At 32.7% G+C, this 20,067-nt stretch carries 15 protein-coding genes; 3 read left to right on the top strand and 12 right to left on the bottom strand.

What is annotated here, in order from left to right:
* Positions 1-137: 137 nt before the first annotated feature.
* The 8 genes from rlmF to RCH19_RS04200 form a co-directional block, all read right to left on the bottom strand.
* The gene (rlmF, locus tag RCH19_RS04235) at positions 138-1,097 is read right to left on the bottom strand and encodes a 23S rRNA (adenine(1618)-N(6))-methyltransferase RlmF (RefSeq protein ID WP_343022173.1); all 960 of its coding nucleotides are present in this window, start codon (positions 1,095-1,097) and stop codon (positions 138-140) included.
* A gap of 74 nt (positions 1,098-1,171) precedes the next feature.
* Positions 1,172-1,834 carry a thiamine diphosphokinase gene (locus RCH19_RS04230; RefSeq protein ID WP_343022172.1) on the bottom strand — a complete coding sequence of 221 codons (663 nt, stop codon included), beginning with the start codon at positions 1,832-1,834 and terminating at the stop codon, positions 1,172-1,174.
* A gap of 237 nt (positions 1,835-2,071) precedes the next feature.
* A complete protein-coding gene (locus RCH19_RS04225; RefSeq protein WP_343022171.1) occupies positions 2,072-2,893 on the bottom strand; it encodes a DUF4249 domain-containing protein in 822 nt (273 codons plus the stop codon).
* 5 nt (positions 2,894-2,898) lie between these two features.
* Entirely contained in the window at positions 2,899-5,280 is a 2,382-nt protein-coding gene (locus RCH19_RS04220; protein ID WP_343022170.1) for a TonB-dependent receptor, read from the bottom strand.
* 132 nt (positions 5,281-5,412) lie between these two features.
* Positions 5,413-6,636: an isocitrate dehydrogenase (NADP(+)) gene (locus RCH19_RS04215; RefSeq protein WP_121925645.1), complete on the bottom strand. Its 1,224-nt coding sequence runs from the start codon at positions 6,634-6,636 to the stop codon at positions 5,413-5,415.
* Between the two features lie 341 nt (positions 6,637-6,977).
* Positions 6,978-7,328, bottom strand: a complete 351-nt coding sequence (gene rplS, locus RCH19_RS04210; RefSeq protein ID WP_121925644.1) for a 50S ribosomal protein L19 — start codon at positions 7,326-7,328, stop codon at positions 6,978-6,980.
* 231 nt (positions 7,329-7,559) lie between these two features.
* Positions 7,560-8,234, bottom strand: a complete 675-nt coding sequence (gene trmD / locus RCH19_RS04205; protein WP_343022169.1) for a tRNA (guanosine(37)-N1)-methyltransferase TrmD — start codon at positions 8,232-8,234, stop codon at positions 7,560-7,562.
* 189 nt (positions 8,235-8,423) lie between these two features.
* Positions 8,424-10,940 (bottom strand): M14 family zinc carboxypeptidase, encoded by a 2,517-nt coding sequence (locus RCH19_RS04200; RefSeq protein WP_343022168.1) that lies wholly within the window; start codon positions 10,938-10,940, stop codon positions 8,424-8,426.
* A 319-nt stretch (positions 10,941-11,259) separates the two neighbouring features.
* Here RCH19_RS04200 and RCH19_RS04195 point away from each other — a divergent pair, with 319 nt between their 5' ends.
* Both RCH19_RS04195 and RCH19_RS04190 read left to right on the top strand, forming a co-directional pair.
* Positions 11,260-13,386 (top strand): M3 family metallopeptidase, encoded by a 2,127-nt coding sequence (locus RCH19_RS04195; protein ID WP_343022167.1) that lies wholly within the window; start codon positions 11,260-11,262, stop codon positions 13,384-13,386.
* A gap of 352 nt (positions 13,387-13,738) precedes the next feature.
* Positions 13,739-14,671 carry a peptidylprolyl isomerase gene (locus RCH19_RS04190; RefSeq protein ID WP_121925640.1) on the top strand — a complete coding sequence of 311 codons (933 nt, stop codon included), beginning with the start codon at positions 13,739-13,741 and terminating at the stop codon, positions 14,669-14,671.
* A 250-nt stretch (positions 14,672-14,921) separates the two neighbouring features.
* On the opposite strand, the gene RCH19_RS04185 is transcribed toward RCH19_RS04190, so the two are convergent.
* Positions 14,922-15,302, bottom strand: coding sequence for a GreA/GreB family elongation factor (locus RCH19_RS04185; protein ID WP_121925639.1), 381 nt, complete (start codon positions 15,300-15,302; stop codon positions 14,922-14,924).
* Positions 15,303-15,308: 6 nt separating this feature from the next.
* Positions 15,309-16,862, bottom strand: coding sequence for an FMN-binding glutamate synthase family protein (locus RCH19_RS04180; RefSeq protein ID WP_343022166.1), 1,554 nt, complete (start codon positions 16,860-16,862; stop codon positions 15,309-15,311).
* A 391-nt stretch (positions 16,863-17,253) separates the two neighbouring features.
* On the opposite strand from RCH19_RS04180, the gene RCH19_RS04175 reads away from it, so the two are divergent.
* The gene (locus RCH19_RS04175) at positions 17,254-17,610 is read left to right on the top strand and encodes a tRNA-binding protein (protein WP_343022165.1); all 357 of its coding nucleotides are present in this window, start codon (positions 17,254-17,256) and stop codon (positions 17,608-17,610) included.
* Positions 17,611-17,731: 121 nt separating this feature from the next.
* On the opposite strand, the gene RCH19_RS04170 is transcribed toward RCH19_RS04175, so the two are convergent.
* Positions 17,732-18,112 (bottom strand): PUR family DNA/RNA-binding protein, encoded by a 381-nt coding sequence (locus RCH19_RS04170; RefSeq protein WP_343022182.1) that lies wholly within the window; start codon positions 18,110-18,112, stop codon positions 17,732-17,734.
* A 71-nt stretch (positions 18,113-18,183) separates the two neighbouring features.
* The gene (locus RCH19_RS04165; protein WP_343022164.1) at positions 18,184-19,944 is read right to left on the bottom strand and encodes an ABC transporter ATP-binding protein; all 1,761 of its coding nucleotides are present in this window, start codon (positions 19,942-19,944) and stop codon (positions 18,184-18,186) included.
* Positions 19,945-20,067: the final 123 nt, after the last annotated feature.

Below are 20,067 nucleotides of genomic sequence, written 5' to 3'. Positions count from 1 at the left end.
TTGTTAAATATTAAATTATTCCTTTTCTGTCGGCGTTTTCACATAATCGCAATTAATCGTTTTTTAATCAATAATATGATAATTACATTATTCATTATTAGTGAAAAAATGACTGCAAAAGGAATATTGGGAGTTTTCTAAACGAATTTCCATTGTTTTTGTTGATTGGCGCTCATGAATGTCCAAGCGACAATTCTACTAGTTTTTTGGCCTTGAGCCATGTCGATAGTTTTAATTTCTGCAGCACTAATTTTATTAAGTGTTTTATAAATACTAGAAAGATTATCTTTTTTAGAAACTAAAGTCGTGAACCATAAACATTGCAAAGGATATTTAGCACTTTCATAGGCCATTTGAGTTATAAAGGCTAGCTCACCACCATCGCACCAAAGTTCAGAATTGTGCCCACCAAAATTTAGAATTGGTTTTGTGCTCTTTTCTGCAGCATCTTTAGATTGTAAATTATTTACTTTGCGTAATGAACTTTTTGTAGCTTCCTCTTGAGAAGAATGAAATGGTGGATTACATATTGTAAATGCAAAGCGATCTTCTGGAGTAATTATATTTTTGAATATAAAACGCGCTTCTGTTTGGAGTTGGAGACTTATCGTGTCCATTAGTTTTGGGTTTGATGCTATGATTTTTTTACAATTCTGTATTGCATTTTCATCAATATCAGTTCCTACAAAACTCCAGCCATACGCTGAATTTCCAATAATGGGATAAATACAGTTTGCGCCAACACCAACATCTAGTCCTTGTACGATATCGCCTTCAGGAATTATTCCATTGTTAGAAGTTGCTAGTAAGTCAGCGATGTAATGAATATAATCAGCTCTTCCTGGAATTGGTGGACATAGATAATTTTTAGGAATATCCCAATCTTGAATATCATAATGATCGATTAGTAAAGCTTTGTTAAGCGCTTTTACAGCGTCAGGATTACTAAAGTCAATCGTTTCTATTTCATGCTCGTTGATGGAAACAAATTCTTTTAATTCTGGAGATTTTTGGACTAATTGTTCGAAATTATATCCAAATCTATCTTGATTTCTTGGATGCAAATTTGTCTTTTCGGTATTTATTTTCGCTTTCATTTTCTGTATTTCGATGTAAAGATAGGTATTCTCTTTTTATCAAAATACAAGAATTCACTAATTGAGTACGAGCATTAATCGATACACTCCATCATCAACAAATCGCCTTTATCATGTCTGATTTTCACAATACCATCTTCAAGAACACGGTTGCTACTTCCCGTTCTATATCCTATTTTCAAGCTATCATCTTGTAAAGGATAAAACAAATTATCAGAATGAATTCCAGTTACGTCACCTATTGGTATTAATGATATGGGAGTATTTGCTGTATACCATTTTTCAAATTTTTTAGGCAATAAAAAAACTTTTGAATGGTCGTCTAAAATGACAATTTTTAATGTGTCTCTGTATCTCGCAATATTAGTGATATTAGTAATGGTATGATCTGTTCTTTTCCCTGTTGCCCAAACAACGTTTACAGCTGGAATTTTTCTACCAATTAAATAATCAAATGCTTTTTCTAAATCAGTTTTATCTTGATCTGGAGTATGAATTATTTCGATAGGAAATTGAGAAGTTTTATATTGGTGAGGATCGAAACCTCTATCAAAATCACCTAACAATACATCCACTTTAATACCTAGTTCCATTACTCTTTCCATTGCTGAATCCAAGACGATAACTAGAGGCGACCATTCTAATAATTGTCCTAAAAGTTCAGGATCGCAGGATGCACCATTTGCGATAATTAAAGCGGGCTCTTGGTCGTCGCGTACAATATGATGTGAAGACATGCAGGTTTTAGATTTTAAGTTGTAATTTGATGTTGTAAAGTTACTTAAAAATATCTCAATTCCTGAACGTTTTCGCGTTGTAGCCCAGATTGAAATGGAAAGCTTCTCGCAGTGAAAAATTATTTTTCTTGTTGTTTCAAAGCAACTGTAAGGAGCTCTTGAGACAGCAATAGAAAAGTTTTTTTCAATAGAGAACTTGTAGTGTAAAGCTGGAATTAGCTCCTGAAAAAGCAACTATTATTCCACGATATAATTTTTAGTATCTACTTCGCTTAACGAAAAATAGCCTAAGGGATATTCTAAAGCGTTTGTAGTATTAATTATGTTTCCTCGCACCGTAGCTGGAGGTGATTGAAAAGGGCTACCGCCGCTATTGCTGGAGATTGTTACTAGAATATTCATGTAATTAAAATACGACTTTGAAATTCCGTAATGTGTAACTTCGATCTTATCTCCTTTTTTAAGCTCGTCATTTTGTGAAATACTGAAGAATTTATTGCCATTGAAAAATTCATCATAGTCTACATAAAAATTGGACTTAACCTGATTAGAGTAAGCATATTTATAGAGATAATAATTTGTTTCGTTAGCGGGATCAAGATAAAAAGTTTTGATTTCTACTTGATCACCGGTAAAACCTCCCTTGTCGTTTTGAATTACTTCTGTTATTGATGCGACGGTTTTTAAAGTTTCGGTAGCTGTGTATGTGTTACCGCCACTAATCACAGTTAAGGTATATGTCTCGTTTGCAACGGGAATAAAATTATTACAAAGATATTCTCCCTTAACAGACGACTCTACAAAGTTAAAAGTTATGTTGCTACTGTTTTTTATGTAAACTGTTGCTAGTGATACTTTTGGAATGTCTTTGTTGTAAAAGTCTGCTGTGGTTGACAAAGTAATTTTTTGTTGCTTTCCAGTAGTTCCTTTTTTCCAATTTATAGCTGCCGTAATGACTAACTTTGGTGGAGTGTTATTCAGGTCGACTGCTATTACATCTTCGCAGCTTGTCGCTAAAATGCTTATAAATATTACTAAAAGTAGTATGATTTTTTTCATGATAATTAAAATTTGAAATTATAACTAACGGCTGGAACGATACCGAAAATAGAGGTCTTAACAGCTTCATTATTTCCAGAGTCTACATTTTGTCTAAAATTTATAGAAGCAGCATTTTTGCGGTTGTATAAATTATAAATGCTGAAAACCCATTCTCCTTTCCAGTTTCTATCTTTGTTTTTTTCTGGTGTCAAAGTTGCCGAAATATCTAAATGATGATACGTGGGAAGTCTGTTTTCATTCCTTAAACCATAGCTAGGAACAACAATACCTAAATATTCATAACGACCGTTAGGAAATGTTGCAGGTTGCCCTGTTTGTAAAGCAAAATTAGCTCCAAAGGACCATTTGTCATTTAAGTTATAAGCGCTAGTTACTGCAACGTTGTGCAGTTTATCATATACTGAATTGTACCAAGCGCCATTGTTAATTCCTGATTCAGTAGCTGTTCGACCTGGAGTTTGCTGTTCTGATTTTGATAAAGTATAGGATATCCACCCGTTTAACCGGCCTTCATTTTTTCTTAACATTAATTCAAGTCCGTACGAACGGAGCTGGCCATTTAAAATAATTTGCTCAATGGCTTTGTTAGCTATTAAATTAGCGCCATCAATGTAGTCTAATCTGTTTTTTACTACTTTATAATACGTTTCTACTTCAAAAGAATATTCACCATCCTTGAAATTTCTAAAATAACCTAAAGCCACTTGGTCGGCAATTTGCGGTTTTATAAACTCATCACTTGGAGTCCATATATCAAGTGGAGTAGGAGATGACGTATTTGAGATCAGCTGTAAATACTGAACCATCCTATTATAGCTTGTCTTTATTGATTGATCGTCATTAATTTGGTATGCAAATGAAAAGCGAGGCTCAAAATTACTGTACGTTTTTATAGTTTTATTTTTACCGAAATACTTTGTTCCTATTGGAGTTGCTTTTTCATAAATCTGCAAATCAGAATCGAATAATACGGGATTATTATTCTCGTAAATATTTACAGTTGATTGCCCTAGACGATAGAAAAGACTATATCGAATACCGTAAGAAACAGCAATTTTATTAGATAAATCATGATCAGCATTTAAATATAATGCAGGCTCAAATGCGTATTTTTTATCTAGCTGATCAAAGTTAATTCCAGAGTCAGCATTAGATGGTTTAATAGTTCCTGGATTGAATTCGTAATAAATTGCGTTTGCACCATAATTTAATTTGAACTTATCTGAAATGTAATTTTTGAAGTCGTATTTTACGTTGTAGTTTTTAATTCCAGAATCCCACTTGAAACCTACAAAATCTAAATCTAATCCGTAATAGTAGTCACTATAGATTAGCGATAAATTTGAAAATAATTTGTCTGAAAATAAATGATTCCATCTTAAATTTAACGTCGAGTTGCCATAAATATTAGTGAAGCTTTTATTTAATGAAAAGACGTCACGTCCAAAATAACTAGATAAATAAAGGTTGTTGTTTTCATTTAACTTGTAGCTGAGCTTTGTATTTAAGTCATAGAAGTATGCAGCGTTATCTTTTTGCTTCTCTGATAATTTTAGGAATAAATGAGCGTAAGAACTTCTTCCTCCAATAAGAAATGATCCTCTGTCTTTTACTATTGGTCCTTCGGCCAAGATTCTACTTGATATCAGTCCGATACCTCCGTTGACGTGAAATCCTTTGCTACTTCCGTCTTTTTGATAGATATCCAAAACAGAAGAAGCTCTTCCGCCGTAACGGGCTGGAATTCCACCTTTGTATAATTTTAAGTCCTTTATTGCGTCGGGATTGAAAACGGAGAAAAAACCAAAAACGTGAGATGAATTAAATATTGTTGCCTCGTCTAACAATATTAAGTTTTGATCTGCTCCACCACCACGAACATTAAAACCTGAAGCACCTTCTCCAGCATTTGTAACTCCGGGAAGCAACAACAGCGATTTGATCACATCAACTTCCCCTAAAACAACTGGCATCTTCTTAATGGCTGAAATAGAGAGCTTGTTGACACTCATTTCTGGCTTTTTAATATCGATTGTTGTTTTATTACTATTTACAATTACTTCTTTCAAAGCAGTTTCGTTACTGTATAGAATAAAGTTCTTTTTACTGTTTTGGTTTAAATCAATTGATTCCTCCATGATTTTATAACCCAATGAGCTTATTTGAACAATATGTATTCCTTGTGGAAGTGTGATGGAATAAAATCCGTATTCATTTGTAGTTACGCCCACTTTTAATTGCGGAATAACAACATTTACTCCTATTAATGTTTCGTTAGTGTTTGCGTCCATTATGGTTCCACTAAGCGTGAATTTATCTTGCGCTGACGAAGTTGCAGCGTAGAAGATTAGAAATAAAAGTGTTATAATTTTCTTAGTACTCATTTTCTGGATTTTGAATTGCAAATTTCAACTAAAACGGGTTAATTCTTGTTTAACAAATGTTAATGTATTACAACTTGTAAAAAAAAAGACAACTGTTTCCAGTTGTCTTAAATCATATAGTAAAAACTAAATTTATGCTAATTTAGCATCTAGGTTTTCTTTAATAGCTCCTAGGAATGCTTCTGTAGTTAAGTAATCAGCAGCTGTTAACCCTTCTGGTTTAACTAACATAGCTAAATCTTTAGTCATTTTTCCACTTTCTACAGTATCAATGCAAACTTGCTCTAGAGCATGACAGAAATCAATTAATGCTTGATTTTCATCTAATTTACCTCTATGTTCTAATCCTCTAGTCCAAGCAAATATAGATGCAATTGGGTTAGTAGAAGTAGCTTTACCTTGTTGGTGTTGTCTGTAGTGTCTTGTTACCGTTCCGTGAGCTGCTTCAGCTTCAACAGTTTTACCATCAGGAGTAACTAGTACAGAAGTCATAAGTCCTAAAGAACCAAATCCTTGTGCAACTGTATCTGATTGTACATCACCATCGTAATTTTTACAAGCCCATACAAAACCACCACTCCATTTCATTGCAGAAGCAACCATGTCATCGATTAGACGATGCTCATAAGTAATTCCAGCTTCTTCAAATTGAGTTTTATAATTTTTTTGATACACTTCTTCAAAAATATCTTTGAAACGACCATCATAAGCCTTCAAAATTGTATTTTTTGTCGAAAGGTATAAAGGCCATTTTTTTGTTAATGCCATTTGGAATGAAGAATGTGCAAAACCGAAGATACTCTCATCAGTATTGTACATTGCCATTGCAACACCATCTCCTTTATAATCGTAAACTTCCCATGTTTGAGTTTCTCCTTCTTCAGGAACGAAAGTCATAGTTAATTTTCCTTTTCCTTTTATAACAGTATCAGTAGCTTTGTATTGATCTCCAAAAGCGTGACGACCAATAACGATTGGTTGTGTCCATCCTTGTACGTAACGAGGAACATTTTTCATAATAATTGGCTCGCGGAAAACAGTTCCACCTACAATGTTACGAATTGTTCCGTTTGGAGATTTCCACATTTTTTTTAATCCAAATTCTTTTACGCGATCTTCATCAGGCGTAATTGTAGCACATTTAATACCAACATTGTATTTTTTTATCGCTTCAGCAGAATCAATTGTGATTTGGTCATTTGTAGCATCTCTGCTTTCCATTCCTAAATCGTAATATTTAATATCTAAGTCTAAATAAGGAAGAATTAATTTTTCTTTAATAAAAGACCAAATAATTCGCGTCATTTCATCTCCATCCAATTCAACGACTGGATTGGCTACTTTAATTTTTGTCATAATGTATTGCTATATATAATTCTTATTTTCAATCTTAACTGCAAAGGTAATAAAACGATATCGTAAAAGAAAATGCGTTTTCAGTAAGTTTTTAGTAACGTAAATTGAATTATCGAAAACGTATTTTGAGACTATCAAATCAAGAATATGCGAAAGTTAGCTGCCGTTAAATAGTAATAATGGATTATCAGAATTTAATGTTGTACGGAATTTAATGGTCAAAGTCTAGGTAGACTATTCTTTTGTCTTTATTATGTATAATTTTCTGTCCTGAGGTTAATTTTTAAGCAAAAAAAATCCCCAACATTGTTGAGGATTTCTTATAGTAAAGAGACAGTAAACTATCTTCTTTTGTCTTTAATTTTAGCTTTTTTACCAGTAAGTTCTCTAAAGTAGAAAATTCTAGCTCTACGAACTGCACCTTTTTTGTTGATTTCAACTTTTTGTAAAGCTGGTAAGTTTACTGGGAAGATACGCTCAACTCCAATAGCACCTGACATTTTACGAATAGTAAAAGTTTCTGTATTAGCAGAACCTCTTCTTTGAATTACAACACCTTTGAAAAACTGTGTTCTTGTTTTTTCACCCTCTCTAATTTCGTAGTAAACAGTAATAGTATCTCCAGCTGCAAAAACAGGGAAATCTTTTTTAGCTACTAATTCGCTTTGAACGAATTTCATTAAATCTGCCATGATATCTTTAATTATGGTTTATATCAAATCAACATTCGCGGACCTCGCCAGAGGTTAATCTGAATTCGGGTGCAAATATAGAACTATTGTTTTGATTTACAAGTTTTATTTTAGTCTTTACTAGTGGATTTGCCTTCTATAAATGAGGGAAATAGTTAAAATAAAAACTAGTAATTATTCTGATTTTTTTTATCTCATTTGACATTAAAAAAGCCTCACAAATCCTGAAAATTATTCTAACAAATCAGGTCTTCTGTTTTTAGTATGTTCGTACGCAGTATCTTCCCGCCACTTGTCAATTTTTGCAAAATTACCACTTGTTAATACTTCTGGAACTTTCCATCCTTTATAATCCGCCGGTCTTGTATAAATAGGGCCAGATAATAATCCATCCTGAAAACTATCTGTCAGTGCTGAGGTTTCATCACTTAATACTCCTGGAATCAAACGTATCAAAGCATCAGATAGTACTAGCGCACCTAATTCTCCACCAGATAAAACGTAATCACCAATAGATATTTCCTTAGTAATAAAATGGTCTCTCACGCGTTGATCTACTCCTTTATAATGTCCACATAAAATAATGATATTCTCATACATTGACATGGTGTTTGCCATCTTCTGGTTTAAAGTTTCACCATCAGGAGACATATAAATAATTTCGTCGTATTCTCTTTCACTTTTTAAATGCGTAATACAAGCGTCTATGGGCTGGACGGTCATCACCATTCCTGCACCACCACCATAAGGATAGTCATCGACACTCTTTTGTCTATTAGTAGTGTAATCCCGTAAATTATGAAAGTGAACTTCTACTATCCCTTTCTCGATAGCACGTTTCATAATAGAAGCTTCAAATGGACTTCTTAATAATTCTGGTAAAACAGTAACAATATCAATACGCATAAATTCAGATGTAAGTTTTGAAAGTGTAAAGGTACAACGTTTTTTTTTCAGAAGCTTGTGCTGTATTTTCTCTGTATTTATTAATATCGTTAAAGTTGGAATCAAAAAGAAAGTCCTGCAAGATGAAAACAAGCAGGACTAAATTTTAATTTATAAGAATCAAAAATGTATTAATAAATAGATCCGTTTTCACATCAAATTACTAAAGAAAATTGCGTTCCACAGCAATTTTTCTGTCCCCAACCAAAAGGCTCTAAAGTTGGTATTGTCTGTAAAAACAATAATTTTACCGTCTCCTTTTTTGATAGACTGAAACGGCACACTTTCCTTTAATAGTTCCAAATTTGGTTTAGAAATATAACCGCTTATCAGTGGATTTTTAGTGTATTGAATTGGGTTGTTGAAACTACTTTTGTTTGGTTCAATAATAATAGAAGTATTTCTAAAAATAGGCAATGTATTTCTCGGCATACCATAATTAATAGGATGGGAAAGATCTAGTTTTGTTTCGAATATAGCACCAGAAATAAGTTGGGCACCACGGTAATCGCCCGCTTTTTCATAAGAAACGTCTTTTGCTTCAGTTTTTATATTTTTGAATGTTAAATCTATAAACTTAGAATCGTTCAACCACTTTATAGCATCTTGATAAGCGATAAGAGTACCGCCATTTTGTATCCATTGCTCTATTTTCGAAATTGCTTTCATAGAAAAACCAGAATAATTTCCATTTGCTAAAATTAGAGTGGTATATCGATTTAAGTCGGCACTTTGTAATTGTTCAATATTAATTTTTGTCAATGGCATCGCTGCTTTCTGATCTAATAAATGCCAAATCTCACCTGCATCAGACGCGTCAACACCTTGACCTACGATCATTGCAACTTTAGGTTGAGTTAAGGTAACAAAGCTTGGATTACCTAAATTAATTCCATCAGTAAAACCAGTTTCTACTCCTGTAATTTCAATAGAATAATCTGTAATAATTTTGTTTAAGTAATTGAATATCGCCTCAGCGTCCATTTCTTGATTTTGAACAGGAACAAAAAGACTTCCATAAGAGTACTTTTTTCCATTAGAATTAAAAGGTTGCTTAGTCGTCCTAACGCGTAAGTTCTTAGAAAGAATTTGGTTTAATAACTTTGGAGCATCGTAGTCAGTCCACTCGATTAAATAGCCAATGTCACTTTTTTTAGAAACTAAACCATTCTTCATTACGGGTTCATATTTAGAACCTGCTTGCGCTAGAGAGTTTGTCGTTTCAAAATTTAGATTGAAAGCCAAGTCAAAACTCCAAGTAGAAATATCATAAAACAAACTGTCCTTAAACTTTGTCTGTCTATCAAATATAGCGTTGATTAACTTTGTGTTTTGCTGTTCAACTGGAATTATATAGCTTAAGTTTTTATCGAATTTCTTTTTGTTGATTGTAACATCTTCTTTTAGTTTTAGCAATTCAATTTTATGCTGATGTAAAATTTTTGCTAACTCATTTACTCTAGTTGCATCTTTTTCGTCACCAAATATGTATGCTTTTACAGCGCTTTTTTTACTATCATTTTTAGCTTTTACATAAAAATCTCTTTGATATTCTAAGAGTTCTTTTCTCATTTCATAAGCCGCTTGAATTGATGACAAACTAGTTGTAAACTGATTTCGTATCGTAAAAGGAAAAGTCAAAATTCCATTAGCACTTTCTTGTGCGTGACCTCTCGAGCTTGCTTGCTCAAATAAAATACCAATAGAACCGTTGATATCTGGATATGAAGAGCCTTTACCATAATAAAAATCATCGTAATTCTTTTCAATAAAATAGGAACTTCCAATTTTATCCAAAGCCTTAGCATGATAACCAGCGATTTTACGAGTTAAAACTTGATTCAAGGCTGGAGTTAAAGGATTCGTTCGACTTGGTTCTCCTGGTTGAAAAAAGTAAGTTGAATTAGTTCCCATTTCGTGAAAATCACATAAAAGATTGGGAAGCCATTTTCTAAAAGTTTTTATTCTCGCTTGACTTTCTGGAAGCTGCACAGGCAACCAGTCTCTATTCATGTCAAACCAGTAGTGATTAAAACGACCTCGAGGCCACATTTCGTTAAACTCACGATCATTAGGATCAGTTACTAAGCTTTTGCTTTTACTACTGTTTACCCACGTAGAAAAGCGTTGTAAACCGTCAGGATTAAAGCACGGATCTAATAAAATAATTGTATTTTCTAATGTTTTCTCAAGCTCAGGACTGTCTGACGCTGCTAGGTAATAAGCTAAAGCGATAGCTGCTCCAGTTCCGCTAGATTCATTTCCGTGAATTGAATAACCTAAATAAACAACGATAGGCAAATCAGAAACATCATTATTATTTGTTCCCGAATCAGCTACGGCTTGATGTCTTTTAAGAATTGCGTCGATATTAGCAAGGTTTTTTGGACTAGAGATAGTAAGCAATTGCAGTGGTCTATTTTCATAAGTGTATCCTGTTGTTTCAATTGTCATTCTATCGGATGCTTTTGCAACTTCATTCATGTATAAAGCAACTTGCGTATGATCCGTGTGCATTTCTCCTAATTCAAAATGAAAAATACTTTTAGGTGTAGGGATGTTTTTATTGTAATTACTGTTTTGAGGAAGATAATAGTCTAATGTAACAGGCTGCTGTGCATTTGCAATAGCGCAAAGAAATAGAAAGTAAATCAGAAAATTTTTCATGAAATCTTGGTTTTTAATTTTGGTTTTGTAACATTATTTCGACTGCTAAAATTACTTAAGTTTTTGGAATATCAGCTATATTAAAGTGGCTTATAACTTTAATTTGCTTTTTTATTTCAATATTGCTTTGAAATTTATAATGCATCTCAGTGCCAAATATATATTAGCACTTAGATAAAGATTTTTTTTGTAAAATAAGAAAATGTGACATCACTCGTAAATGTGAGGAAGTGGTATTTAAGTAATTTTTAACTGATGCATGAAAAAAATAACCTATTCTTTATCACTATATTTATGCAAAAAATTTAAAATATAACTTATGCGATTTATTTCTAAAATAGTGCTGACAAGTGCTGCTGTTTTTGTGGCATCTTTATCATTATCATCAATTTATGCACAAAAACAGTCAGTGAAAATGACAAATCCTCTTTTGCAACGTAGCACACTGCAATATCAAGCGCCACGCTTTAATCTTATTAAAGATGAACATTTCAAACCTGCATTTGTTTATGCTTTGAAAGTCCACGATCAAGAAATTACAAAAATTGCGACAAACAAAGCGAAACCAACTTTTGCCAATACTGTTGTAGCTTTAGAGACAAGTGGAGTAGATCTAAATCGTTCAACTAGTGCTTTTTATAATCTTACGGGTTCTAATACGAATCCAACTTTACAATCTGTGGAAGCGGAATATGCTCCAATATTCTCAGCTCATAATGATAAAATTTACCTAAACAGTCAATTGTATAGTCGCTTTAAGGCTATTGATCTAAAATCACTAAAAGGTGAAGATAAAAAACTAACGGAATATTATTTACAGAAATTTGAATTGGCTGGAGCCAATTTATCTCCTGCAAATAAAGAGAAAATGAAACAGATCAACGGAGAATTAGCAAGTCTCAGCACTCTTTATGGAAATAAGCTTTTGATTGCTAGAAAAAATGGTGCTGTAGTTTTTGATAGTGCAAAAGATCTTGACGGAATGAGTGCTGCAGAAATCGCTGCTGCAAAATTAAATGCAACTGAAGCTGGCCAAGACGGTAAGTACTTAATTGCATTACTAAACACAACACAGCAACCAGTATTAGCAAGTTTAACAAATCGTGTCAGTAGAGAGAAAATATTCAAATCTTCATGGATGCGTGCTGAAAAAAATGACGATGGTGATACTCGTGAAGTACTAGAGAAAATAGCAAAATTGCGTTTGCAAAAAGCTAAATTAATGGGTAAAAAGAGCTTTGCTGAATGGAAATTGCAAGATCAAATGGCGCAAACTCCTGCTCCAGCAATGGAACTGCTAGCAAAAATTGCTGCTCCAGCTGTGGCAAAATCAAAAATTGAAGCTAAAGAAATTCAAGATTTAATTAATACTCAAAAAGGCGGTTTTAAATTAGAGCCTTGGGATTGGGGCTTTTATTCTGAGCAAGTTCGAAAAGCAAAATATGACTTAGATGAAAGTGAGATCAAACCTTACTTCGAAATCTCAACTGTCCTAGAAAAAGGAGTGTTTTTTGCTGCAAAGCAGATGTATGGCATAACATTTAAGGAAAGAAATGATTTACCAGTTTATCATCCTGATGTAAAAGTTTATGAAGTATTTGATAATGATGGTTCTTCAATCGCGATTTATTATTTAGATTTTTATACTAGAGATAATAAAAATGGTGGAGCATGGATGAATACTTTTGTTAATCAATCTCATTACTTGAAACAAAAGCCGGTAATTGTAAACGTTTATAACTTTTCTAAACCTATCGACGGTAATCCATCATTAATAAGTTTTGATGATGTTACTACGATGTTCCATGAATTTGGTCATACTTTACATGGATTATTTGCAAACCAGCAATATGAATCTCTTTCTGGAACATCAGTGCCAAGAGATTACGTTGAATTCCCTTCACAAATTAATGAACATGCTGCCTTAGATCCAACAGTTTTAAAAAACTATGCGATTCATTATAAAACTAAAGAAGTAATTCCACAAGCGCTTATTGACAAAATTAAGAAAGCAGACACTTTCAATAAAGGCTATGTAGTAACAGAACTTTTAGCTGCTGCGACGCTTGACATGGCTTGGCATAGTGTAGAAAAAGAGTCGGATTTTAAACCAACATTAGAATTCGAAAAAGAAGCACTTGCTAAATACGGTCTTTTGGTTAACGAAGTTCCAACTAGATATCATACACCTTATTTTGCTCACATTTGGGGTGGCGGATACTCAGCAGGATATTATGCGTATACATGGTCTAAAACTTTAGATTATACAGTATACGACTGGATGGAAGCAAATGGTGGAATGACAAGAGAAAATTGCGAACGTTTTAGAAAATATATTTTATCTGTTGGTAATAGTGTAGATCTTAATAAAGCATTCAAAGATTTCATCGGTAAAGAGATGCAGGTAGACTCGTATTTGAATAATGCGGGACTAAATACTAAATAATTAAATAGTATATTTTCTAAAAGTGGCATTCCGTAAGGGATGCCACTTTTTTTTTGAGTTCTTCGATTTCACCTTATTGTGAATTGTTTGCTTAAAAATCATCTATTAATTCAGACTCTCTGTGCTTATAAAAAAGAACTTAATAATAAATATTTGCTCGAGTTAGAAAATCTATACGTTTTTTAAATTGCTCTAATTCGTAAGCTGCTTAATATTCCTTATAATTAATAAACAATTGGGCTATGTAGTAATGTTTAATACAATGAGCTTTGATAAATAATAGCTAAAGTTAACTTTTGGTAATTCTATAATTAAATTCGTAAATTTGCATTTCAATAAAAATTATACAAAAATGGAAAATGGAATATATGCTAAATTTAACACCACTAAAGGTGCTATTTTAGTAAAACTAACACACGATTTAACTCCAGGTACCGTAGGTAACTTCGTAGGATTAGCTGAAGGAAAATTAGAAAATAAAGTTAAGCCACAAGGAGTTAATTTTTATGATGGATTAAAATTCCACAGAGTTATTCCTGATTTTATGATTCAAGGTGGTTGTCCACAAGGAACGGGTACTGGAGATCCAGGTTATAAATTTGATGATGAATTTCACCCAAGTTTAAAACACAATCGTCCGGGAGTTTTAGCAATGGCTAATTCTGGACCTGGAACTAATGGTTCACAGTTTTATATCACTCATATCCCAACAGACTGGTTAGATAATAAACATACTGTTTTTGGTCATGTAATCGAAGGTCAAGATATTGTTGATGCAGTAGAGCAAGGTGATACGTTAGAGTCTATTGAAATCATTAGAGAAGGAGAAGAAGCTAAAAACTTTAATGCAATTGAAGCTTTTATTTCTTTTAAAGGAGCACGTAACAAACGTGATATTGCTTTAAAAGAAGAAGCAGAAGCTGCAATGGAAAAATTAGCTGCAGGTTTTGAGAAAACAGAAAGTGGTTTGCGCTACCAATTCATTCAAAGAGGTGAAGGTAAAAGAGCAGAAAGCGGAAAAACAGTAGCAGTTCACTATGAGGGATCATTAGAGAACGGTAAAGTTTTTGACTCATCATATCCTAGAAAAAAACCAATCGAATTTAGATTAGGTCAAGGTCAAGTAATCGAAGGATGGGATGAAGGTATTGCATTGTTACAAGTTGGTGACAAAGCTCGTTTCGTTATTCCATCGCATTTAGGATACGGATCTCGTGGTGCTGGAGGAGCAATTCCACCAAATGCTACGTTGATTTTTGACGTTGAATTAATGGAAGTAAAATAAAGATTTATTTGAGTCGAATTTAAAATTTTTAAGTTCGAAAAAGAAATAGAGTCTTACTATATTAAAAATGCCTTCAATAAGCGATTTGCTTTATGAAGGTATTTTTTTTTGAAAAAAAAACAAAAGTATTTTCAGTATACCATCGTTTTTACGTTCGTGAAAATTTGATATAATTATTGTGATTTCCATAAACAAAAAAAAAGCACCTTCATGTAGAAGATGCTTTAAATAGAGATTATAAAAAACGGTTTTAAGCGTTTGTTACAGTAATTATTTTTAAGGTTTTAATTCCTGAAGGCAATTGCCATTCTACTTCAGCATTCTCTTGAAAACCAATTATGGCTACGCATAAAGGTGCAAGTATAGAAACTTTTCCTTCTTTCAAGTTTGCTTGTGAAGGCAGTACTATCTGAACTTTCATTTGTTGCTTAGTTTTTACATCCTCAATTGTTACTTGAGAATTCATGCGAACAATTGTATCGTCAACAACACCATCTTTATTGATGATTGCACGATCTAACTCTTGAGTCAGCAACGCAATTTCTCTAATATTAGTGCTGTCTTTTGCGCTTTTAGTTAATTCTCTCAGAGTGTTATAATCAGTACTTGTTAAAACAGGTGTTGGTTTCATGATGATTTAATTTAAGTTTATTTTTTCTTTTTTTGCTATATTTTCAACATCGTTAAAAAATAATGACGCAAAACTCTCATTCGTTTTGTGATCAATCCTTCTGTAAAATACATTTGGAGTAATCGCTTTTGGACTGTCAAAACCACAAGCTCCAATGAATTCTGCGAAAGCTTTCAAAGTATTGTTGTGGAAATGTGCAACACGTACACTTTTATCAGTAATGTCTAATCCTTTGTATAGTTTTTGGTCTTGAGTTGCAATTCCTACTGGACATTTTCCGCTATCACATTGTAACGCTTGGATGCATCCTAAAGCAAACATCATTCCTCTTGCACTATAGCAAGCATCAGCTCCTAAAGAAATCGCTTTTGCGATATCAAAGCCAGTGATGATTTTTCCAGAAGCCATAATTTTTATTTGATCTCTAAGACCGTATTCTTTTAGAACTTTACTAGCAAATATAACTCCATCTGCCATTGCCATTCCCATATAATCAATAAATTCGAGAGGTGCAGCTCCTGTTCCTCCCTCAGCACCATCAATGGTGATAAAGTCTGGGACAATTCCTGTGTTCTTCATTGCTTTAATTATATCGATAAACTCATCTTGTCTACCAATACAAATTTTAAATCCAACAGGTTTTCCTTTAGAAAGTGTTCTCATTTTTTGCAAAAATTGCAGTAATTCTACGCTATTTGTAAACGCTGTATGTCCTGCTGGAGAATGCACTGCAATATGGGGCTTTATATTTCTAATTTTCGCTATTTCAGGAGTATTTTTTTCACCTGGCAATAATCCACCATGTCCGGGCTTGGCTCCTTGAGATAATTTCAATTCTATCATTTTGACTTGAGGATAATTTGCTTTCTCAGCATATAATTCATCTGAGAACGAACCATCGTCATTTCGACAGCCAAAATATCCTGTTCCAATTTGCCAAATTAAATCACCGCCTTCTAAGTGAAAATCACTAATTCCACCTTCACCAGTGTTGTGTGCAAATTCTCCTATTTGAGCTCCTTTGTTTAAAGAAGAAATAGCAGTTTTACTTAGAGCACCATAACTCATCGCACTAATATTGTAAATACTTGCGCTGTATGGTTGTAAACATTGCTCGTTTCCAACAGTTGTTCTAAAGAATTGTTTGTCAGCTCTTTTAGGGTAAATTGAGTGGGCTGCCCATTCGTATCCAATTCGATTTGGATCATCTTGCATACCAAACGAAATTGTTTGCTTCACGTTCTTTGCTCTTTGATATACAATAGAACGCTGTCTGCGATTAAAAGGCTTTCCGTCTAATTCTCCTTCAAAAAAGTACTGACGAATTTCTGGTCTAAATGACTCCAGTAAATATCTAAATCTACCTACAATCGGATAGTTCTTTTTAATAGTATGACTAGCTTGGAAAGTATCCTGAACTAGAAATAGCATTAAAAATAATGGAATAATTAAAAAGAAGTAATTAAGATCACCTAAGTAAGCCAATAAACAACTTATAATTAAAAACGAAATGGTAGCTACCCAAATTATTTGGTGTACTGCTAATTTTTTTAAAAACATGTTTTTAAATTTTTTAAATTAGATTTGGATTTTAAAAATGGTGTTTTTTAAAACCGAGGAGTAAGTAAGTAAATGATGTATTGTAAAACCTTCGTCTGGAAGTATATTGTTTTATTTAGACGAAGGTCTAATTGACAAAGGCTTTTGAATGTGAAAATTTAGCGACAAGCATGATAGCCTCTTTGAAGAAAGAGGTACAAGTAGACGGCACGTTAGGAAAAGTTTTCATAAACATTAAATTACACAGTGCAAAAATACATTCATTTTTTGTTATAAATAACTTTTTTTTCTATTTATGTTAAATTTAGCATTCGTTATACCTCTATTCTTGCTTAGTTCTCAAAAAAAGGTGTCATAATTTATATATTTAATGTTTTGAAATAATTTCACTATGAAAATAATAGAACCAGAATTGACGTTGAGTTGGACAGAATTTGATAAAGTAGCGATGCACGTCGGGACCATTATAACTGCTAACGATTTTCCATCTGCTAGAAATCCATCGTATCAAATGACAATTGATTTTGGTGAAACAATTGGAATTAGAAAAACTTCTGCTCAAATTACACAAAGGTATAGTGTCGATGAATTAGTAGGTCGACAGATTATTGCAGTTATAAATTTTCCTAAAAAACAGATAGGCAAGTTTATGAGTGAATGTCTCGTTCTTGGTGCAGTAGGTGATGGTGGGGACGTCATACTTATTGCGCCTGATAGTAAGATTGAAAACGGACTTAGAGTAGGCTAATTAAAAGCATTTTGTAGAGGTAAAAATATACCCATATATGATTGTCTATTTGGTATCATAAAAAAAGTCCAAAAACACGTGGCTTTTGGACTTTTTTAATTGTAAGTAAAGTAATTAAAAACTAAATATCATCAAATTCTATATTTGTAAAGCTTGATGTTTGTGGTATGATATCATCATCTGATTTATCAGAGATGTATTCTTTTTTAAAATCTTTCTGATGTCTTTCTGAAATCACTTCTTCTCCTTTATGATTTAAAACATATGAAGTCATATCTCCTAAAATTTCTGCAAATGAAGTAAAATCTTCTTTGTATAAATAAATTTTATGTTTTTTAAAATGAAATGAACCATCCTCTTCAGTAAATTTCTTGCTTTCAGTAATTGTAATGTAATAATCATCTGCTTTTGTCGCTCTTACATCAAAGAAATACGTTCTTCTTCCAGCTCTTAAAACTTTAGAAAATATCTCTTCTTTTTCTAACATGTCATGTTCTCTCATAATCCTTTCTGTCAATTTATGGTTGTTAACTAGCGCCCAAAAATCTATAAAAAATATGTATTACACAACAATTAGAGCATTTCTTTTTCTGAAAGTTGCTTCAAATATAGAGCCGCATAATAGCCTCCTTGATTTATCAATTGATTATGAGAACCTTGTTCGATTATTTCTCCATTGTCCATAATCATAATTTTATCTGCATTTTTAGCAGACGATACACGATGGCTTACTATAATGGTTGTTTTGTCTTTACAAATCTCATTTAAGTTGTTTAATATCGTTTCTTCGGTTTGAGTATCAACAGCAGATAGACAGTCATCAAATAATAAAATAGGTGGATTTTTGATAATTGCTCGAGCAATCGATACTCTTTGTTTTTGACCCCCAGACAGTGTAATTCCGCGTTCGCCTAGAACCGTTTCATATTTCTTGTTAAAGGTCATGATGTTATCGTGAACTACAGCGCTTTTAGCCGCAGCGATAACTTGTGCTTCAGTTGCATCTGCTTTACCAAACATTATATTATTCTTAATACTATCTGAGAATAAGAACGCATCTTGCGGAACAATTCCAATACTATTTCTTAAGTCGAATAAGTTGATAGTACTGATTTCGTTTTTATCAATTTTAATAGCGCCTTCGGTTACGTCATACATGCGGGAAATTAAAGATAGAATAGTTGATTTTCCAGATCCAGTTTTTCCTAAAATTGCTAAAGTTTCCCCTTTTTGTACTGTAAAAGAAATATTTTTTAATGCCGTGATATTTGTGTCCTCATAAGTGTAACTCACATTTTCGAATGATATAGAACCTTCGATAACTGATTTATTCTCGTTTTTGTTTTTAATCTCTGGTTCTATTTTCAAGAATTCATTTAAGCGTTTCTGTGAAGCTTCTGCTTCTTGAACCATTGATGAAACCCAACCTAGAGATGCAACAGGCCAAGTTAACATATTCACATATAAAATAAACTCAGCAATCGTTCCAATATTTTTTATCGTTCCATCGATATACATTAAACCACCAAAGTAAATTACAACAAGATTACTGATTCCTATAAGCGCTAGCATTAATGGTCCGAACAAGGATTGCACTTTAGCTAGGTTTAAACTTTTACTTTTGCTTTCGTTTGCCAAGTTAATCATGTTGTTTTGATGCTGCTCTTCCATCGAATACGCCTTAATCACGCGGATTCCTGAAAAAATTTCCTGTGAAAAACTAGAAACCTTTGATAAGTATTGTTGGAAAATAGTACTTCGTATATTAATTTCAGAGCTCAACTTAAATATTGCATATGATAAAATAGGTAGGGGTAAAATAGTGTATAATGTTAATCGCGGTGAAACATTATACATATATACAATAACTATGGTAAAACGAATTGCGGTGTTGATGGTATACATAACGGCGGGACCAACATACATTCTCACTTTAGAAACATCCTCGCTTATTCTATTCATTAAATCTCCGGTGCGATTTTGCTTGTAAAAATTTTGCGATAAATTTTCATACTGACGAAAAACTTCATTTTTCAAGTCAAATTCAATATGTCTTGACATTACAATTAAAGTCTGTCTCATTAAAAAAGTAAGAAAACCTGCAATTATTGTGGTTGCAATAATCAGTAATATGTTCGAAATTAATTCGTCGTAAATAACTTCTTTAGCCACTGTTTTATCTTTGGCGAAAGCCTCAATAACTTTAAAGGATTTACTAATCAGCTTCGGAGTAAAAAGCATGAATATCTGCGCAATTATTGTAAAAACGATTCCCAGTAAAAAACTGTATTTATATTTAACGAAGTATTTATTTAGATAACGTAACTCTTTCATTATTTTAAAGTATTCTATGTTAAAATTATTTTATTTTAAGGATAAAATTTTTATTTTAGTAAATTCAATGATTAACGCAGGATTAATTTAATTATTGAATAAATGATTTTTAGACAAAAGAGC

Source organism: Flavobacterium sp. PL12, from assembly GCF_039123485.1.
Lineage (GTDB): Bacteria > Bacteroidota > Bacteroidia > Flavobacteriales > Flavobacteriaceae > Flavobacterium > Flavobacterium weaverense.
The sequence above is the reverse complement of the archived record's forward strand: the minus strand, read 5'-3'. Positions and strand labels throughout refer to the sequence as shown.